This is a genomic window from Leptolyngbya sp. 'hensonii', from assembly GCF_001939115.1.
In the GTDB taxonomy this organism is placed as follows: Bacteria; Cyanobacteriota; Cyanobacteriia.
In genome coordinates this window covers 88,553-106,374 of sequence record NZ_MQTZ01000051.1, presented here as the reverse complement: position 1 = coordinate 106,374, position 17,822 = coordinate 88,553, and the positions used below count along the sequence as shown (strand labels likewise).

Genomic DNA, 17,822 nt, shown 5'->3' with positions numbered 1-17,822 from the left:
CAGTTGAATCGCCTSAACTGGCGGGATTACCTCAGTCAGGCCAACCCGGTGGCMGCRGCKTTGATGAGCAAGATGCGGATTGAACCGACTGATAGACCCCGGGTGAAGGCACAATGTCTGCGATTGCTGGCCACCCTGCGGTTGGAACCCGCCCGGATGCGGTTGATTTCCAGTTTTGTGGACACTTACTTGCCGTTGAATCCACAGGAGGAACAGGTGTTTGAAGCTGAGATTGGTAAACTGGAGGAAAGGGAGCAGCGCGGCGTTATGGAGATTGTCACCAGTTGGATGCAACGAGGCATTGAACAGGGCATTGAACAGGGCATTGAACAGGGCGAACGCAAGCTCCTCTTGCGTTTACTGACCCAGAAGTTGGGTGCTCTACCCGATCGCACCATCGCCCAAATCCACACCCTGACCCTGGAGCAACTGGAAGCTCTGGCACTAGCATTGTTGAACTTCTCAACGATCGCTGACCTGGAAGCATGGCTGGGAACTGCTGCTACCGTGGCCAGGGGGAACTGACGATCGCCCGCTAAATTCTTAATAGGTTCTTCCGATTTTTCCAAAGGGCTACTTGGAACCCAATAAAGCCGTCACTTGATCTGTTATGGAGTTTTTAAAGTTTTAGTAAAACTCTTTTTCGGCTTCCGGTTCTTCCTCCCATTATCAGTAGGATTACCTAACATTCTTTTCTAAGCAGCAGATAAATGTGGAAACCTACGATACCCCATCTGATATTCATTTTTCATGAAAAATATGCCTGGTCAAGTGCGATCGCTACTATTGGTGCTCTAGTTAGCGCTTTGGCATTCACAACCCATTCAGGACAGGCGGCAACCCTTTCCTTAGACTTCAATTCTCTTCCCAGTCAACAAGGCTGGACGTATGGCACATCACTCGGTTTTGCTGAGCAGCAAATTTTTTCTGTGACTGGCACATCGCTGATTCAAAATAGCTTGATCACAGGGTTTCAATCATCCGGTGGGATGTCTTATTACATCGATAACCAAATTGATCCATCCCTACCGTTTACCTTTGAGATACGGACCCGAATCCTATCTTCACCAACTGCCGGATGGTCGGTGAACTATTACGGCTTCTTTTTTGGCATTTCTATAGGCTCAAAATACGTATCAATCGCTCTCGATGAACGAGGGATTCAATCTGACTTTACCGTTCTCAGTCCTCTAATTCCAATTAATACAAAAGATTTTCATACCTATCGTGTTGAAGGGACTCCGGAGAAAGATTTCAGTTTATTTGTAGACGGAACTTTGATTTTTCAAAGTCCATTGATTGAACGAGGAGATGGTAGTAATTACAACCGAATTCTCTTTGGCGATGGAACGGGTGGAACTAATGCTAATGCAGAAATCACTTACTTGAGTTTCAGACAAGGCAACCAGGATGCCCAGTCCGTGCCTGAACCCCTCGGTTTACTGGGAATTAGCACAGTTGCAGGTTTAGGTTTGCGCTTAAGACGGAAGTCTCAAAGTAAAACCTCAGCGGGAGTTTCTTGCTAATGCTGAAACAGCTAGTGGGTATCTCTATTGCACTGGGTATTACAGGAATAATCTTCCCTGCTCAAGCTGCAACCTTAATCTCTAATGGTAGTTTTGAGTCTTCAAGCCAACCTTCAAACTATGCTTATCTACCTGGCAATTCTCAAGTCATTACCGGATGGAAAACTATTCTAGGTGGTGTCGAATGGTTTAACCCAGAAATAGCACTTAGTGCCGTTGGTGTGGCTCCGGATGGTTCTTTCATTGTTGATTTAGTTAATGATTATGTTGTAGGCGGTGGGATTGAACAAACATTGGCAACCTCTGTAGGACAGCAATACCACCTGAGCTTCTACGGAGGGACAAGCAGATACTCTGGTAGAAGTGGTACTGGAGAAATTGAGGTAATGGTGGGGAATGATAGCCATACCTTTAATCTGTTCACCAATTCTAGTGGAATAGATTGGCAACTAATTTCTTTTGCCTTTGTCGCAACAACTCCGGCTACAACCATCACGTTCAGGAATTTCCAAAATCAGTCTCATTTTGCATTCATTGACAATGTAAAAGTTGAAGCGATTGAGACAGTAACAAGGGTACCTGAACCCATGGGTTTGTTAAGTGGATTAATAGCTATAGGGCCCATGTTAAGGCCTAGGCAACAGAAAGTTGCTAAATCCGGAAACTGTAGCACCCTTCAAAGGAGACATTCTATAGTGCACTACTGAACTGGAATGACTTTCTCTGGTTTCCCTGTAAACGGATTACAGCAACATATCCTGTGGGGAGAAGACTCAGTTTGTACTCATGGTATCTCTGAATGGATGTAATTTTGCCATAATGCCTTGAGTTCATTGGTAGTGCCTGAGGCATCATCAACTGCGATCGGCGATGCTGGATACGAAGGAAAACCATCCCGACCCGATCGCCTAGGCACCGTTTGAGTTGATTGGAGAGGCACAGTAGTGCCTAATCCCACCGCCCCAGATGAACTTACACGAACAACCGATCGGGGTCGAGGAGGAACAGGGTCTGGGCTTCTTGCGCTGACTGGGTTGAGACGGTATGACTGGCAATCCCCAGGGTGTCCCTGGCTCGATAATCGGGGGGAAGGGGATTGAGGGATTCCAGGGGTAGTTCCTGCAGACCGGGTAGAGTTGGGGTTGGAATGCCGTAGAGTTGCTGGTTGGTTGCCCGAACGACGACAACATAAATTTCTGGTTGCGGATTGGGTACCCCAAAAATTTGCTGATGCAGATCGACAATAATAACTTCCTGATCCTCAAAGTGGGCCACACCCAGAACCTTTTCGCCACTCTTGAACACCTGGGGCGTCCGCACAACTTTCTGGATGCCGTCTAAACTTAGGGCCAGGTGCAGGTTCTGTAAAGGAATAACCAGAACTCGGAGGGTTTTACTGCGAGTTTGAGATGCTTTCATGGCTGGACCCTATAGGGCTTGAATGGGTTGGACAGACTGGGCAGATTGGTGCTGACTATTGTTCCGGGTGGATCTGACCATAATCTCGTTGAGACAGGTTTGTAAGGTTTTCAAAAGCTCGTGTTCCAGATAGGGTTTGGTCAGATAGGTGGTTGCGCCCATCAGTTGGGCCAATCGTCGATGTTTATCACTACTGCGGGAGGTCAACATAATGACGGGAAGAACTGCCCGAGAAAATTCCTGACGGCAGTGGCTAAGAAATTCAAAGCCATTCATCTGGGGCATTTCGATATCGCAGAAAACGGCTTGGATTCCCGGTTCCTGCCGCAGTTGTTCCAGTGCTTCCCGACCATCCCGAGCCTGCACGACCCGATAATTAGCTTTTTTCAGCGTCAGGGCCAGGGTCTGGCGGGTGGTCAGGGAATCGTCTACTACCAGAATGGTGGCTGTTTCCTGGTGGGGCACGATCGGTGGGGGCATCGGTGGTTTGGGTTCTGTCCCTGTGCTCGATCGCAGCCATTGGGCCACCAACGCCGGACCGTCGATCACTGGAACTAGTGCCCCATCTGCCAGAATTGTACAGCCATACAGATAGGGAGGTGGGTTCACAGCTCTGCCAAAGGGCTTGATCACCAGTTCCTGCTCTTGGAGGATTTGATCCACTTCCAACGCGATCACCTTATCCCCACCTGAAATCAACAGCAGGGGAGTTTTCCCATCCTCAGGCAGGGTCATGGCCTTCAGGTTATCGGTGTCCTGGCGAACCAGGGGATACTGGTGGCCAAATTCCGACTGGGGGTAGAGGGGAAGCAACTGTCCTTGCCAGGAGTAAAACTGGCGACCCTGGATGGTTTGAATTTCAGCATCGGGAACTGTCAGAATGGCCATCAAGGTGTCGATCGGCAGGGCCATCAAATTGCCATTGGCGGAGAAGACCAGCAGTTTGGCGATCGTCAGGGTGAGGGGTAACCTTAAAACGAAGGTAGTTCCCTGTCCCGGCTCTGACAGGATGGATAGGGAACCTTTGAGGGCTTTGACCTGAGATCGGACGGTGGTCAGGCCCATGCCCCGGCCCGATAGTTCGCTCACCTGGGTTGCGGTGGAAAAGGCTGGCATAAACAGATACTCATACAGTTGTTCCAGGTTTAAGGCTGCAACCTCGCTGGCTGTTCCCAGGTTTAGAGCCACAATTTTCTGGCGAATTTTTTCTGGGTCGATCCCTTGCCCATCATCCCGGATTTCAATGTAGGTTTGATTGCCCCGGTGATAGGCCCGAATTTCGATCGTCGCCTGGGCTGCTTTTCCGGCTGCCTGACGGGTTTCTGGTAATTCAATCCCATGGTCGAAGGCATTGCGGACCAGGTGGACCAGGGGGTCATACAGCCGCTCTAACATGGCTTTATCGACCAGGGTGGCGGTGCCACTCAGCTTCAGGGTGACCTGCTTATGGTAGCGGTGGGCCAGATCCCGGACCATGCGCGGCAACCGCTGTAACAGATCCCCCAGGGGTAACATGCGGGACCACAGCAAGTCGTTACGCACCTGTTTCAGGGTCTGCTGTTTTTTCCGTAGGGTTTGCTGGGATTGCTGGTTCAACAGCATCATATCTCGCATGGCTTCACCCACTTGGGCCATCTCTTCGATCGTTTCCTGGACGAGCAGATGAAGATGGCTGTAGGAATCCATCTGGAGTGGATCAAACTCTGTCAGGGAAAGATTCAGGGAGGCTGCCCGATCGGGGCTCTGGATCTGGACCTGGGTATTTTGCCCCCGATCGATCCAGTCCTGCAATTGCTTGGTGATCTGTTCAAATCGACTGAGGCGAAGGAGGGTCAGGTCCAGGGTTCCCTGCAATTGCTGATTTTGCGAAAGGGCACTGTTTTCGTGGGTGACCAACTCTCCCACCAGGTTATTCAAACGTTCCAGACGGCTGAGATCGACTTTGACCGTATTCGCCAGATAGGGGGCGTCTGGGGTGGCTTGGGGATCTGGGTTGACGGGTGGCAGGATCTCCACCACTGGATCGTTTTGGGTTTTCTCTGGAACAGAGTCGAGGTCTTCCAGAACTATGGACAGATTGGGAGATTGGCCAAAAATGGCTTCCAGATCTTCGGGGGAGTCAACTAGCGCTTCTGGGGTTTCCTCCAAAGCCATGGACAGATTGGGAGATTGGCCAAAAATGGCTTCCAGATCTTCGGGGGGGGCAGTCAGGGCCGCTGGAATTTCCTCCAGAACGGAGAGATTGAGGGACTGGCCAAAAATGGCCTCCAGGTCTTCATTGCCGTCCAGGTTATCTCTGGTTTCGAATTCTAGGCGAACAACTTCTGTCCTCCCATCTGGCTGAAGATCCAGGCTCGAAATGAAGCTGGTTTCATCCAGGTTGCCAAACAGCTCATCCAGATTTTTAGGATCGGGTTCAGGATCAGTATCGTTCGCGATGCTTACAGGTTGGGAAAACGCCAGCAGGGAGAGGGGGTGTCCTCCCTGTTCCCGATCGCCTGCAATGATGAACGCCTGAGCCGCTCGAAAGTCTGAGATGGCAGCCCAGCCGATCGCCAGAGCTTCCTGAGGTAGGGTGTTCAGAGCCGTGATGGTAGCCTCAGCGATCGCCTTAAATCCGGGCAGGTTGAGGAGTTCGCCAATGCCGACGAAGACCTCTGCCTGGGCCCGAATCTCACCCATCACTTCGGCCCCTTCTGGATGGGACAGAATGTGTTCCAGGCGGGTTAATCCCCCTTCCACATCACCGGTAAAAACGGCCTGGACAATATCAATCCCCAGTTCAGCCGCTGTGGGCAGTTCGGCATTGGAACTCAGGGCATCGGCCAGACGGGTTTCCAGACGGGTAAAGATAGGTTCTCCTTGCTCCAGAGCCGTCATGAAGTCGTGCTGTCCAGTCTGAATTTGCTCCAGCAAGGGAGCTTTCAGGCAATCAAAAGCCTGCAGGAGGTCGTTTTCTAGCTCCCCATCAATTTCTGTCGTGTCTGAGTAGAAGGCTCGAAAGATGTCTTCCAGACGGTGAGCCAGAATCTGGATGCTCTCCAGGCCAACACTGGCTGCGCCACCTTTAATCGAATGGGCTGCCCGCATCAGGGCATGAATCTGAGGTGTGCTGCGATCGGTACGTAGGTTGAGCAACCCACTTTCGATCGTCTGCAAGAACTCGATGGATTCTTGCATGAAGAACTTATAGGCTTGGTCCTGAATTTCGATATCTACTGCCATGAGGATTGCTCTCCCTATCCGACCTTAAACTTGGCCACACTCACTTGCAGATTTTCGGCCACTGCCAGGAGCTGGGTAAAGGATTGGGCCACCGTTTCCGACTGCCTGGATGTATCCCCAGCAATCTGGGCCACCGCCTGCATCGTTTGCGTCACGGTGGTGGAAACCTGGGTTTGTACTGCGGTAGCCTGGGAAATTTCCTTGACCAGTTTGTTGATCTGGGCACTCACAGCACTGATCTGGGAGAGTTTCTGGCGAGTTTCCTCTACCAGTTGGGTTCCCGCCACCACCTGTTCCGTTCCAGCTTCCATGGCCGTCACCACCTCATTGGTCTGGCTCTGGATTTCCTCTACCAGTTGTTCAATTTCAGCGGTGGCTGCAGTGGACTGTTGAGCCAGCGATCGCACTTCTTCGGCAACCACCGCAAAACCTCGGCCTTCTTCACCAGCTCGGGCTGCTTCAATGGCTGCGTTCAGAGCCAGCAGGTTGGTTTGAGCTGCAAAGTTCCCGATCAGGTTGACCACTTTGGAAATTTTCTGGGATGCTTCCCCAAGGCGCTTCACTTTCTTGGCCGTTTCAGACACAGTGGTCCGGATGGCGGAAATCCCGGATACGGTTCGGTTCATGGCTTCGTCTCCCGCCCGCAGGGTTTGGCCTGCTTTCTGCACCCCTATTTCTGCTTGTTTGGCGCGGGTCGCAACCCCCTGAATGGAGGTGGCGATCGCTTCAATTTGCTGGAGTGCTCCTGCAATGGCCTTCATCTGCTGGGTTGCTTCTTCAGACAGGCTGCTGACGGCAGTTTCGTTGCTGCTGGCAGTTTCCGTTACCGATGCAGAAGCCGTTTTCACCTGTTGCACAATCTGTCTCAGGGAGCGAATGATGGCATTGTAGGAGTCCGCGATCGTTCCCACTTCATCCGGGGTGACCTGAGCCCGGATGGTCAGGTCACCTCGGCTTACCGGGTCCACCTCCATCAGCAGTTCCAGGGCTCGTTTCTGCAGGGTCTCTTTTTGGTGCCGCTGCTCTTCGGCGCGGGCATCCGCTTCCTGACGGGCTTCCTGACGGGCCTGCTCAATCCGTTCCGTTTCTGCTTTCTGGTTTTCCACCAGAGTTTCAATTTGTTCCGCCATCAGGTTGATGTTAGACCCCAGCACGGCCAGTTCATCCTCCCCGGCGACTTGGAGGCGAGTTTCCAGATTGCCCTGACCAATGTTCTCCACCGCCTGGGCTGCTGCCTGAATTGGGCGAACGGCCCGGTTCGCTAGGACCGTTGCAATGATCGACACCAGGATAGCAGCAGCACCAGTTCCCAGAGCCAAGGTTAAGAGCAACTGGCGCTGAGCGGCGAATGCAATCTTGGTGTCTGTGGCTACGATCGTACTCCAACCCAGATCAGGTAACTCTTTAAAGGAACCTAGAGGGGCATAGGCAGCTACCTGTTGGGCTTTGTCAATTTGATCAATTGAAATTTGCACAGTTGGATTTTTAGACCCCTTGAACTCAGCCAGTCTAGGGAAGTCAGTCCAGGCATCTCGACCTACCTGTTCCGTCTCAGCGGCAATGAAGAATTTACCCGATGAATCGAGCAGGTGGTACTCATCTCCTGATGCAGCATAGTCCCGAACCACATCCTCCAGATATTTGATGGGCATACGAGTTCGCACGACCCCAATGACCTTATTTGTGGCGCTGTCCCGCACTGGAGCGGCAAAATGAATCACACTCTGATCATTGGATTTGGAGACTTCTACGGCTGAAATGATTGCCTTGCCAGTCTTGAGAGCCTGTTGAAAATAGCCCCGATCTCGGTGATTACCCAGGGGGGAACCCTGAGATTGAACCACAGGATTCCCATCCAGATCAAAAACCGCAATGCTGTCATACACACCATAAAACTGGGTGTAGTCAGTCAGTACTCTGGATTGTTCCGCCGGAGAGATGACTTTCTTTAAACCAGCGTTGCGGAGAACGGTTAGATTGGCTAGTACCTGAATATCTCCATAGCGTTCAAACATGAAGCGGTTTACTTTGTCGGCCAAACTGACTGCTCGGGTTTGTTTGCTCTCGATCGTCTGCTGGGTAATGGAGCGATTGGCCAGCAGGTAGGCGGCACCCCCAATCGCCAGTACGGGCACTGTACCCAGCGCGATGGCCAACAGAGTCGCTTTAGCCCGTAAACTGAGGCGATTGAAGCGGGTCGGCAGCATCCAGGAGGGTTTTGGAGGCTTGGGAGGCTGTTCCAGAGGCGAACCTCCGCCCTCACCGTTAATAGAGCCGTTGACAGAACCGTTGACGGAACGGTCTGCGGTTGGCATTCCCTGGGAAGGGTTGGCTGGAGCGGAACTGGAACTCCGATCGTTCAATAACATGGCAATTTCCTTTGACAGATTTTATAAGGGTGGCAGGGACATTGCAGACAATGCCGCATCGGGATGAGAGGGATCGATTGTACTGACACAACAATTTGGGAGCCTGGAAAGCCTATCCAGACTGCCAAAGAGAATTTGATCAGGGGTTGAAGCGCGGGGAACCTGTGCGATGGAAGTAGGGCCAGACCCATTGGGAGGGCTTAGACCATTACAGTTGCTCCACGATCGCATCCCCCTTCAAGATCAGGAACGGGATGCCCTGACTATCCAGCCAGTATCCTTGAGCGCAGTGGGAGAGGGCAGGCGCAAGCTGGCCAGGGGCCAGAGGTTGAATCTGTTCCGGACTACACCAGAGCATTTGCCCTACTTGATCCACTACTAGGCCCAAGGTGGCGTCTTGATGGCGAAGGACGATCGCACTGTAGTTAGACTGGCGATAGCCCTGGGAAAAAAGTGGGGTGAAGCCCAACAGATAGCCCAGATCCACCAGCCACAGCACCTCTCCCCGCCAGTTGCATACACCCATGACCTGGGGAGGCACATCTGGGATTGGAACAATCTGGGCCAGAGATAGGCTGAGCACCTCAGTCAACTGCTCAGTGGATACCATGGCCTGGGTGTTAGGTAGCAGACGGAAGCTCAGGAACTGCTGGGTCTTAGACTGGGGGGAAAGGATGGGGGCCATAGGGGTGTCTGTTCAAGGTCCAATAATGGCGAGAAAGTCCATGGAACGCCTGGAGAGCAGGCATCCTGATTAACTGACAGGGATTGAGAAGCAGGATGTAACCTGATCAGGGGGTCAATAGTCTCACGGTTCGGACCAGTTCCGCAGGCTCAATCGGTTTTGTCAGGTAGGAAGAAGCGCCCTGTTTTAGCCCCCAAAACTTGTCCATTTCACCGTTTTTAGTGGAACAAATGACCACTGGGATACTGTTGGTTTCCGGGTTTTCTTTGATTTCCCGGCAGAGTTCAAAACCACTCTCTCCAGGCAGGACGACATCCAGAATTACCAGATCGGGCTTTTGCTGATTGAGTTTGATGCGGGCATCTTCACTGCTGGTGACGGCGATCGTGTTAAAACCGGCTTGCCGCAATGCGCCAACCATTACTTCTGCTTGGGTCAGGGTATCTTCAACAACAAGAACGGTAGTCATAGGTCTCTCCTTAAAGAGTCAGAAGGGATGAGAATTGCAGGTCTGGTAGGGGCTTTCCGACAGAAAGCCCGTCAAAAATCGCAGGCTAGGAATGGATCAGGTTGTCGCGAGATGAGGGTTGAGTACCGCCTCGTCAGTAACTGGGGAAGCAGTGGCCTTTCCCAGTTGTTTGTCCAGAACTTGTAGGACCTTCGCCAGTTCTGGGGGTTTCCCCAGAAATTCAGAGGCCCCGACTAATTTGGCCCTGACCCGATCGATAACGCCATCGTGACCGGTCAGAATCACGATTGGGGTATTTTGGAACGTTGACGTTTTACGCAGAAAACTGCAAAGTTCATACCCATTGGTGTTGGGCATGACCAGATCCAGAAAAATCAGATCGGGTTTGCGTTCCAGCAGGGTGGCAATTCCCTGAAGGGGGTTGAGAATCGTGAACACTTCATAGCCGAGGGGGGCAAGCATGCTGTCCAGAACCTCCCCAATGACTGGACTATCGTCAATGCAGGCGATCAATCCTTTTCTGGTCAAAGAAGATGGGGATGTAAGCTGGCGATTGCGGAGGACAGGAGCTGGAAAATCAGGAACTGTCTTCAGTTCGATTACCCCTTGATGGAGGAGCGGCAATAGAGAGCGAATCAAAACGGGCAGTGGTTTCTGCATGTGAACTGAAACATCCCACAGAGTCTGTTTGCCATTCATCAGCTTCGTTAAACTCTGATAGGCTGTCTCAGAAACCTGAGACTTCAGCCGCTCGGGGTGTTTGAGTTGGGGAGCCATATCAGGGGAAAAGAGAGTCAGCAAATCTTGTAAATGCTTCAACCCGCCTTTTTGCCACTGGTCCCGCAGATCTCGGGCCTCCTGCAAAACCTGCTCGATCGAGAGAAATATGCTGGGTTGGGAAATAAACTTGCCGGGACGCCACTCCGTCTTTGGAGCTTCCTGATCCACAAAAGCAAAAACGACTTCTTTCACACTGCTGCTGATCATTGATTTGACCTGGGTAGCCGTGATCCAGCCCTGGCGCAGGGCATAGTTTAGATGATGCATCTCCCAGGGTTCTTCTGTAGCCTCCAGGTTCATCAAAGTTTTGTTCGTCAGCAATGCTGGACAATGCTGTTTCAGGATCCGGTACCATCGTCTAACCCGGTGATGACCCCCTGTGGCGTAGACCAATCGACCCAGATAAAAGTACAGATGCCACTGGCCTGCGGATGCATGGGCCGGTGTAATGACAAGCTCTCCTGTAGCCTGCTGTTGATGAAGCCGCAGCAGGTGGTAGGACAGTTGGGTAATTACAGTTATCTCAGTAGCCATAGCCTTTTCATGAGGTCATTTAAACTACAGATTGGCAGGGAAATATGACTTTTTTGTGGAGAGGTACGGGCTTGTAAAAAAGATTTAATGATTTTTGGGAAACCCCTTGTGGAGACTTAGCATACTGAGTTTCCACAGGTTGTATACGGTAAAATGTCATGTATTAACCGGCGGATCCGTATGAATTCTGGGTTGATCAAATTTTTCAGTATTGTTGGTTTGGGCCTGACCTGGGGCCTTTCAGGTTGTGGAGTGCTGAACAAGGCCATTGATGACCTGGTTCAGCCAACCCGCAGTAATAATCAAGCCACTCGCCAGACTACCCCGATCGCTGAACCGACAACTGGCCAGCCGACCAACGAGGCGACTAAGGTTGTCACCAGTTCAGATGGCAAACTCCAGGTGACTGTGCCAGTGGATTGGAAAGAAGATCGGGATTTGAATGAAAAAGCGGAATTACAGGTTTCTAACCGAGCCGATGAGCTTTACACCATTGTCCTCAGTGAAAGCAAGTCGGATTTTAAGGACATGACGCTGGCCCGCCACTCTGAATTGACCCGAGAGATTCTGGTCAAGAATTTGACCTCTCCCCAGGTCAGTGATCCGGAAAAGTTAACGGTCAACGGTGTGCCTGCCCTGCAGTACGAAATTCAAGGGACGATCGATAACCTGAATGTGACCTACCTGCATACCACTGTAGAGACGGCCACTAGTTACAACCAGATTATTTCCTGGACCTTGCGATCGCGCTATGCCAAAAACAGCCCGAAGTTACAGGCTGTTATCCGCAGTTTTCGAGAAGTTGCTCAATAAAAACCCAACTAATCCTGAATGTATTCCTGCCCGTTCACCAGGGCTACTTCTGCCCGCATAAATTCTCGCCCCAGGTAAGCGGCGTGATCCAGATAGTTTACTGGGCAGGGTTGGGTTTCCTCAAACAGTTTGACACACAATTCTTTGGCCGTTCGGCCAGTGAAAATGGCATTGGGCAGGCGAGTGAGCCCACCACTGCAGGGAATGGGCTCTCCCGTTTCAGGATCACAGGCCAATCCCCGATCGTTGATGACATTGGTATAGTGCTTGGCACAGATCAACTGGGTCTCCCGATCCACATAGATCACAAAGTATCCGCCTGGATCCAGCTCAATGTGGCGTCGGGAGAGCCTGTCATCAATCGATTCGGTGGTTCCAACTACCTGAGTCATCGTTAACAAAACTGTAATGTCGGGAACAATTCCTTAATATAACCTTCATCAACTGACTGTGGCCAGGGGGAACATGGAGAGGACTCACAATCGGAGATCGATCCCTATCCCCGGTTCCAATTCTGGCAGGAGATAGCTCTATTATGACGAAATTATGACGAACGATCGCCCATTCTGCCCCTTGACCGAATAAAGGCACCCCTATCCCTGGTCAAAATGGTTGTAGAGTCTTGGTCTTACGAGTCGAGGGGCAATATTTTTCTAATTCCTGGCTCCAGACAGGTTGGGGTTGATCGACACCCAACAACGTCTTACCAAATTGCTCCCCTAATTGATCATCCGTCAGCTTAGCGGTCAGCAATTGGCGAAATTTCTGGCTCCGCTGTTTTCCATATTGAATCATTAGGCCCCGGTAGGCGTCCAACTGAGAGTCCTGAAAGGTGATTCCGGTGAGCTGCTTGACCTGATCATCGGTCAAGGTAGCCATATTCTGAATCCCCTGAATCAGGTCTGCTCGGGTAGCTATTCTGGACTGACTATTGGGGGTAACGGTTACGGAGGAGGTCGTTTGGGCCTGATTGGACCCTGAGACCCTGGTGGATGCATTTACCTGAACTTGAGTACTAAAGGAACCCTCAAGCCTGATCGTGGTGATGTCGTGAAGTTTCTGGCACTGGGCCGATCGACTTCCCGTGATCAATCGGGGGGATAGGGAGGCTGGCCGAGGCTGGGATTTACAGACCCCCGGCAGATTGATCAGATTACCTACAGAATCCTGCAAGTTGCAGGCAGCCGGGGTTTGGGCGATCGTGACTGGACTGAACTCGACCATGAGGACCGAACCGAGCAGGATAGCAGTCAAGTGAAACCTGGCCATGGTTACTAATCTATTTGGAGAAAATAGATGGTAATTCTGCGGTTGGACCTGTTCAGACGTTGAGGGTATTCCTGCCTGAAGTATAAGTCAGGCATCGAAAGGCGGGTGTTCCGCTTAACTCTTCTGTTTGATTTCGCAATAGGTACTCATTTCTGTCATCCATGGCTCAGCCTGCTGCATGAGACCTAGGAGTTCCAGAAAAGCAGCTAGCTCAGCGTCTTTATTCTTCAGGCGTTTGGCTTCCATCTGGACCCGCATCACTCGGCTGAGTCCTCCCATGAATGTGATCAGGCGCGACTGATATTCCCTGATTTTGGCATCTTCAAAGGTCATTCCCTCTAAAGCCCTGGCGGTTTGCTCCGCATGGGCCATGATTTTGGACCCATCCGGGTCTTCAACGGTGGGGCTACCGGGTTTAAATGATCCGCCTGCAGTCTCGACCACTTGGCGGAGCTGGGTACACTGGGCTTTGCGGCTCTGAGGCAGGGTGGGTGGCGGGGGGGCCTTCTTAGGCGGACAGGTTCCTGGAAGCTCGATCAAATTGCCTGCAGAATTCTGTAAGTTGCAGGCAGCGGGAGTTTGGGCGATCGTGATGGGGCTGAAGCCAGTGATCAAAACTGAACCGAGCAGGATGGAAGTGAAATGGTGAATCCGTTTGGGACTGGGCAACCTGATCATGGATGTTCCTCTTGGGTGGGGAATCAGGATGAAGGTTTCCTGTTAACTATTAGGATGCCCCTGTTTGAAGGGCAATTCAGCATTCGCCTGAGTAATTTCCTGTTGTTCCATCTCATTAATCTGCCTGATGTAGGCCTGGAGAATCTGGGTCAGCCGAGGGTCATAAAAGCGGTGCAGACTGTAATTGGGCGCGGCTGGGAAACCCCGCCGCTTTTTGTGGCGACCCCCAGCCCCCGGATCGAAGGTTTGGATGCCCTGACGGATCGCCCAATCGATCGGGGTGTAGTAGCAGGCATCAAAATGCAGGCAGTCAAAATCTTGAATACTGCCCCAATAGCGTCCATAGAGTTGATCCCCTTTGGTTAAACAGATGGACATGCCGACGGGCCGACGATCGTCCGCTTCAGCATAGGCTGCGACTAAGACCACCCGATGACGGTAATTGGGATACAGTTGCTCGAAGAAGGCGCGGGTCAGATATTTGCTGCCCCACCAGCCAAATTTGTCGCAGGTATCGCTGTAAAAGTCGTACATCAGGGAGCACAATCCCCTGGAAATCTCATCTCCCGAAAGCACCTGGAGCCGCAATCCGGCATGCTCGACCGACCTGCGCTCCCGCTTAATATTGCGGCGTTGATTGGCATTAAAGAGGGCCAGGTAATCCTCAAAGCTGTGAAAACCGTTGTTCTGCCAGATGTAACTGTGGTGCAGCCAGGAGGTGAAGCCGTAGCGCTCGATCAGGGGTTGCCAGTTGGGATCGACGTACAGAAAATTGCAGCCAGAGATGCGATTGTGATCGCAGAACTGGTCGATCTCTGCCACCATCATTTCAGTCAGGCTTTCCTCATCTTCATCGGGTGCGATCAGAAACCGGTAGCCCACCGCTGGGGTAAAGGGGGCCATGCCCAGAAGTTTGGGGTAGTAGCGAATGCCCAGGCGATGGGCCAGATCGGCCCACTGCTGATCAAACACAAACTCCCCATAACTGTGACCTTTGACGTAGAGTGGGGCCGCAGCAATGAGCTGGTGGTTGCGCCAGACGGTGAGATGGTTAGGTAGCCAACCGTTTTGAGCGGTGGCACTTCCAGAAGTTTCCAGATTGTACAACCATTCCCACTCTAGGAAGGGGGTTTTCAAGGGTATGGCCATCCCGTCCCATGCGGTTTGGGGGATATCGGCGATGTGATGGGTCCAGGTGAAGGTGTAATGGGACTGCAGTTGCTCAACCATGGTGTGCCAGCGATGGTGTCATCCTGATTTAGAAGCGATGTGCTGTTATTAGCAAAGCCTGTGTCGGGTCTGTCTTGCTCAAGGCGTTGTCAGAAAGCCTTCACGGAAGCCACGGGTTTGGGGTGACCTTTATTAAAGTTAATGCAATTTTTCCATCTCACAGTATGGAAGCCCTAGGGTTTTTGGAAAAAATCTGCTGGTGGCAGGACTGAAGAATGTGATTGTGGCTGCTGTGGGTTGGTTTGAAGTTGCCCTGGTTGCTGTCTCCTGCCGCCTGGCTGCGGATATGATGACAATCATCCAGCCTATGGGTTACCCCTTAGCCTACCGGGCTGAGCGGCGTTGGACTCAACACCTTTGTAACCAGTCTGGGTCACAATTCAAATTTGTATAGATGCGAGATCAGCCCATGAAAAAGCAGTGGCAGACGATCGGATATCGAGCAATTCAGCTTTGGGTGAGCCTGTTGATTCTGCTGGCGATGGTGAATGGGGGGCAACCGGCTTTGGCCGATGCCCGCCAGCAAGATCATGAAGCCATTATCCAGACGCGAGAAATTGCCCTCAAAGCTCTTAATACCCGCAATTTTTCTCAGATTGAACCCTACCTGCATCCCACGTTTACAATCACGACGGTGGATAACCATATCTTCAGCAATATTCGTGAGTTTGAGCAGTACTGGACGCAGCAGCTAGCCGGTCCCATTAAATCGATCGAGATGACGGTTAAGGTGGATGCGCCAACTACGTTTCTCTCGCAGGAGACTGGGGTGGCTCACGGAGATGCCAGGGCCACCTTTTCTTTCGCCGATGGCAACCTGGCTACGATGGCAATGCGCTGGACGGCTGTGATGCAAAAGTTTCAGAACAAGTGGACAATTCAATCCCTGCATTTTTCTGCAAATCTGCTGGATAATCCAGTCTTGGCGGCTGCCCAACGATCGGGCTGGATTTTGGCGATCGCAGGTGGAATCGGTGGATTGCTGGTGGGGGTAGTTGGTGGTATGCTCCTGCGACGGCGAACCCCCCGATCGGCGGCATAGTTCATGGATGTGCTGATTCGGGGGGGATGGGTGTTTGATGGCCTGGGCACCCCTCCGCTGCGGGTTGATCTGGGTATCCAGAATGGCCGGATTGCAGCGATGCAACCCAATCTTGCGATCGCGGCTCAGACCGTGGTCGATGCCTCGGGCCTCTGGGTAACACCGGGCTTTGTCGATATTCATACCCATTACGACCTGGAGTTGGAGATTGCACCAGGGTTGAGTGAATCGGTGCGCCATGGGGTAACCACGGTGGTCATTGGCAACTGTAGCCTGTCCATTGCGATTGGTGAACCGCAAGTTCTGGCCGATCTGTTTCAGCGGGTAGAAACCCTCTCCCATCGCCTGATCCAGAAATGGTTGCAGCAATCGAAGTCCTGGCAAACCCCCACCGAATATCTGGCTCATCTGCAACAGTTGCCACTGGGACCGAATGTCGCCCCCCTGTTTGGCCACAGTGCTCTGAGAGCCCATGTTATGGGGTTGGATCGCAGCCTGACGGTAGACCCCTCGGCTGTGGATCTGGCAGCGATGCAACAAATCGCCAGGGATGCCCTGGATGCCGGATTTGTTGGGCTGTCAATTGATATGTTTCCCTGGCACCGGATGGGTGGGGTCTGGCGGGGCCATACCATTCCATCCCAGCATGCCCGCTTTCGGGAGTATGCGATGCTGGCCGATCTGTGCCGGGAGCGCGATCGAGTCTTTCAGGTGACGCCCAATTTACAGCGACTCGCCTCCTTCCTGGACATTCTGCGGATGGGTCTGGGCCTGGGACGGCGGCCTCTACGGCTGACGGTGCTCTCGGCCCTGGATGTGGTCCACGATCGGCGTCTTTGGCGATCTTTTGGGCCGCTCCTCTGGATCTGGAATCGCTTGCTGGGCGGCAATGTCCGATTTCAGACCCTGACCGAACCCTTTACGATCTACTCCGATGGCCCCGTCACCCCTCTGTTTGAAGAATTCCCGGCTGGCGTGCAACTGAACAACTGTGCCTCCCGCCAGGAACGGCAGCAATTGTGGCGATCGGCCCAGTTTCGCCAGCAGTTTCGCCAGGACTGGTTGGGGGGACGGCGTCGATCGTTCCACCGGCAGCTAGAGCTGATGGAAGTCGTTCATTGCCCAGACGCTAGTTGGGAGGGCTTGAACTTTGCTGCTATTGCCGAGCGGCGGCAGCAGGATCCCCTTGAGGGCTTCATCCAGGCGTTGCAGGACTACGACACTGATCTGCGCTGGGTGGCAACTGGGGCGAACGATCGATTGGCTCCCCGACTGGCTCTGATGAGCCATCCTGACATTCTGCCTGGTTTCACCGACGCGGGAGCCCATGTGCGCAATCTGGGCTACTACGATGGCGCTTTATCGCTGCTGAAACAGGCTGTGACGACTGGCTTTCTCACCCCCACTGCCGCTATCCACCGGGTAACCGGAGAACCAGCTCATTGGTTTCGCCTCGATACGGGTGTGCTGAAAATTGGAGCTAGAGCGGATCTGGTCTTACTCGACCCCCAGGCCCTGAGCCAGCCTATCAGTCCTCCCCTAGAACTATCCGATCCCCTGTTAGACGGGGAACCTCGTATGGTTAAGCGCGGATCCGAGACGATTGTCCAGGCCGTCTATATTCAAGGTGTTCAGGTTGTGCACCAGGGGCAGGTGAGCGATCGATTGGGCCGAGACTCCCTGGGCACGGTATTGAGCCCTTCCCCTGCCGAGCATTGCTCCGCGCCTCCGCGCCTGGGTGGTTGATCTTGGCATTCACCGCAAAGACACAGAAAATATTTTG

General features: G+C 52.5%; 17 protein-coding genes. 7 read left to right on the top strand and 10 right to left on the bottom strand.

Going from position 1 to position 17,822, the window contains the following annotated elements; all coding sequences use genetic code 11:
• The 3 genes from BST81_RS22250 to BST81_RS22240 form a co-directional block, all read left to right on the top strand.
• On the top strand, nucleotides 1-525 hold a 525-nt coding region (locus BST81_RS22250; RefSeq protein WP_143780454.1), incomplete at its 5' end, for a DUF4351 domain-containing protein.
• A gap of 185 nt (nucleotides 526-710) precedes the next feature.
• Nucleotides 711-1,526 carry a PEP-CTERM sorting domain-containing protein gene (locus tag BST81_RS22245; RefSeq protein ID WP_075600708.1) on the top strand — a complete coding sequence of 272 codons (816 nt, stop codon included), beginning with the start codon at nucleotides 711-713 and terminating at the stop codon, nucleotides 1,524-1,526.
• On the top strand, nucleotides 1,526-2,233 hold the full coding sequence (locus BST81_RS22240) for a DUF642 domain-containing protein (RefSeq protein WP_075600707.1): 708 nt from the start codon (nucleotides 1,526-1,528) through the stop codon (nucleotides 2,231-2,233). Before BST81_RS22245 ends, BST81_RS22240 begins: the two co-directional genes overlap by 1 nt.
• A 265-nt stretch (nucleotides 2,234-2,498) precedes the next feature.
• Here BST81_RS22240 and BST81_RS22235 read toward each other — a convergent pair whose 3' ends face one another.
• The 6 genes from BST81_RS22235 to BST81_RS22210 form a co-directional block, all read right to left on the bottom strand.
• The gene (locus tag BST81_RS22235) at nucleotides 2,499-2,945 is read right to left on the bottom strand and encodes a chemotaxis protein CheW (RefSeq protein WP_075600706.1); all 447 of its coding nucleotides are present in this window, start codon (nucleotides 2,943-2,945) and stop codon (nucleotides 2,499-2,501) included.
• Between the two features lie 9 nt (nucleotides 2,946-2,954).
• Nucleotides 2,955-6,170, bottom strand: coding sequence for a hybrid sensor histidine kinase/response regulator (locus BST81_RS22230; RefSeq protein ID WP_075600705.1), 3,216 nt, complete (start codon nucleotides 6,168-6,170; stop codon nucleotides 2,955-2,957).
• 14 nt (nucleotides 6,171-6,184) lie between these two features.
• Nucleotides 6,185-8,539: a methyl-accepting chemotaxis protein gene (locus BST81_RS22225; RefSeq protein ID WP_083637013.1), complete on the bottom strand. Its 2,355-nt coding sequence runs from the start codon at nucleotides 8,537-8,539 to the stop codon at nucleotides 6,185-6,187.
• A 208-nt stretch (nucleotides 8,540-8,747) separates the two neighbouring features.
• Entirely contained in the window at nucleotides 8,748-9,224 is a 477-nt protein-coding gene (locus BST81_RS22220) for a chemotaxis protein CheW (RefSeq protein WP_075600704.1), read from the bottom strand.
• Nucleotides 9,225-9,330: 106 nt separating this feature from the next.
• Entirely contained in the window at nucleotides 9,331-9,693 is a 363-nt protein-coding gene (locus BST81_RS22215; protein ID WP_075600703.1) for a response regulator, read from the bottom strand.
• 96 nt (nucleotides 9,694-9,789) lie between these two features.
• Nucleotides 9,790-11,007, bottom strand: coding sequence for a response regulator (locus BST81_RS22210; protein ID WP_075600702.1), 1,218 nt, complete (start codon nucleotides 11,005-11,007; stop codon nucleotides 9,790-9,792).
• A gap of 180 nt (nucleotides 11,008-11,187) precedes the next feature.
• Between BST81_RS22210 and BST81_RS22205 the strand changes: the two genes are divergently transcribed.
• Nucleotides 11,188-11,820 carry a hypothetical protein gene (locus tag BST81_RS22205; RefSeq protein ID WP_075600701.1) on the top strand — a complete coding sequence of 211 codons (633 nt, stop codon included), beginning with the start codon at nucleotides 11,188-11,190 and terminating at the stop codon, nucleotides 11,818-11,820.
• Between the two features lie 8 nt (nucleotides 11,821-11,828).
• On the opposite strand, the gene BST81_RS22200 is transcribed toward BST81_RS22205, so the two are convergent.
• The 4 genes from BST81_RS22200 to BST81_RS22185 form a co-directional block, all read right to left on the bottom strand.
• On the bottom strand, nucleotides 11,829-12,212 hold the full coding sequence (locus tag BST81_RS22200; protein WP_075600700.1) for a DUF4346 domain-containing protein: 384 nt from the start codon (nucleotides 12,210-12,212) through the stop codon (nucleotides 11,829-11,831).
• Nucleotides 12,213-12,423: 211 nt separating this feature from the next.
• Nucleotides 12,424-13,089 (bottom strand): hypothetical protein, encoded by a 666-nt coding sequence (locus BST81_RS22195; RefSeq protein ID WP_075600699.1) that lies wholly within the window; start codon nucleotides 13,087-13,089, stop codon nucleotides 12,424-12,426.
• A gap of 114 nt (nucleotides 13,090-13,203) precedes the next feature.
• Nucleotides 13,204-13,767 (bottom strand): hypothetical protein, encoded by a 564-nt coding sequence (locus tag BST81_RS22190; RefSeq protein ID WP_075600698.1) that lies wholly within the window; start codon nucleotides 13,765-13,767, stop codon nucleotides 13,204-13,206.
• Between the two features lie 42 nt (nucleotides 13,768-13,809).
• Nucleotides 13,810-14,997 (bottom strand): GNAT family N-acetyltransferase, encoded by a 1,188-nt coding sequence (locus tag BST81_RS22185; RefSeq protein ID WP_075600697.1) that lies wholly within the window; start codon nucleotides 14,995-14,997, stop codon nucleotides 13,810-13,812.
• Between the two features lie 199 nt (nucleotides 14,998-15,196).
• Between BST81_RS22185 and BST81_RS22180 the strand changes: the two genes are divergently transcribed.
• Genes BST81_RS22180 through BST81_RS22170 form a run of 3 tightly spaced genes read left to right on the top strand, consistent with a single transcriptional unit; the run spans nucleotide 15,197 to nucleotide 17,785 of the window.
• On the top strand, nucleotides 15,197-15,391 hold the full coding sequence (locus BST81_RS22180; protein ID WP_075600696.1) for a hypothetical protein: 195 nt from the start codon (nucleotides 15,197-15,199) through the stop codon (nucleotides 15,389-15,391).
• Between the two features lie 15 nt (nucleotides 15,392-15,406).
• Entirely contained in the window at nucleotides 15,407-16,039 is a 633-nt protein-coding gene (locus BST81_RS22175; RefSeq protein WP_075600716.1) for a nuclear transport factor 2 family protein, read from the top strand.
• 3 nt (nucleotides 16,040-16,042) lie between these two features.
• A complete protein-coding gene (locus BST81_RS22170; protein ID WP_075600695.1) occupies nucleotides 16,043-17,785 on the top strand; it encodes an amidohydrolase family protein in 1,743 nt (580 codons plus the stop codon).
• Nucleotides 17,786-17,822 lie beyond the last annotated feature (37 nt).

Excerpts from the sequence above, each read along its gene's own strand:
- BST81_RS22190 (WP_075600698.1), bottom strand. The coding sequence starts at position 13,767 with ATGATCAGGTTGCCCAGTCCCAAACGGATTCACCATTTCACTTCCATC.
- BST81_RS22175 (WP_075600716.1), top strand. The coding sequence starts at position 15,407 with ATGAAAAAGCAGTGGCAGACGATCGGATATCGAGCAATTCAGCTTTGG.
- BST81_RS22225 (WP_083637013.1), bottom strand. The coding sequence starts at position 8,539 with ATGTTATTGAACGATCGGAGTTCCAGTTCCGCTCCAGCCAACCCTTCC.
- BST81_RS22205 (WP_075600701.1), top strand. The coding sequence starts at position 11,188 with ATGAATTCTGGGTTGATCAAATTTTTCAGTATTGTTGGTTTGGGCCTG.
- BST81_RS22240 (WP_075600707.1), top strand. The coding sequence starts at position 1,526 with ATGCTGAAACAGCTAGTGGGTATCTCTATTGCACTGGGTATTACAGGA.
- BST81_RS22210 (WP_075600702.1), bottom strand. The coding sequence starts at position 11,007 with ATGGCTACTGAGATAACTGTAATTACCCAACTGTCCTACCACCTGCTG.
- BST81_RS22200 (WP_075600700.1), bottom strand. The coding sequence starts at position 12,212 with ATGACTCAGGTAGTTGGAACCACCGAATCGATTGATGACAGGCTCTCC.
- BST81_RS22245 (WP_075600708.1), top strand. The coding sequence starts at position 711 with ATGTGGAAACCTACGATACCCCATCTGATATTCATTTTTCATGAAAAA.
- BST81_RS22195 (WP_075600699.1), bottom strand. The coding sequence starts at position 13,089 with ATGGCCAGGTTTCACTTGACTGCTATCCTGCTCGGTTCGGTCCTCATG.
- BST81_RS22230 (WP_075600705.1), bottom strand. The coding sequence starts at position 6,170 with ATGGCAGTAGATATCGAAATTCAGGACCAAGCCTATAAGTTCTTCATG.
- BST81_RS22235 (WP_075600706.1), bottom strand. The coding sequence starts at position 2,945 with ATGAAAGCATCTCAAACTCGCAGTAAAACCCTCCGAGTTCTGGTTATT.
- BST81_RS22185 (WP_075600697.1), bottom strand. The coding sequence starts at position 14,997 with ATGGTTGAGCAACTGCAGTCCCATTACACCTTCACCTGGACCCATCAC.
- BST81_RS22220 (WP_075600704.1), bottom strand. The coding sequence starts at position 9,224 with ATGGCCCCCATCCTTTCCCCCCAGTCTAAGACCCAGCAGTTCCTGAGC.
- BST81_RS22170 (WP_075600695.1), top strand. The coding sequence starts at position 16,043 with ATGGATGTGCTGATTCGGGGGGGATGGGTGTTTGATGGCCTGGGCACC.
- BST81_RS22215 (WP_075600703.1), bottom strand. The coding sequence starts at position 9,693 with ATGACTACCGTTCTTGTTGTTGAAGATACCCTGACCCAAGCAGAAGTA.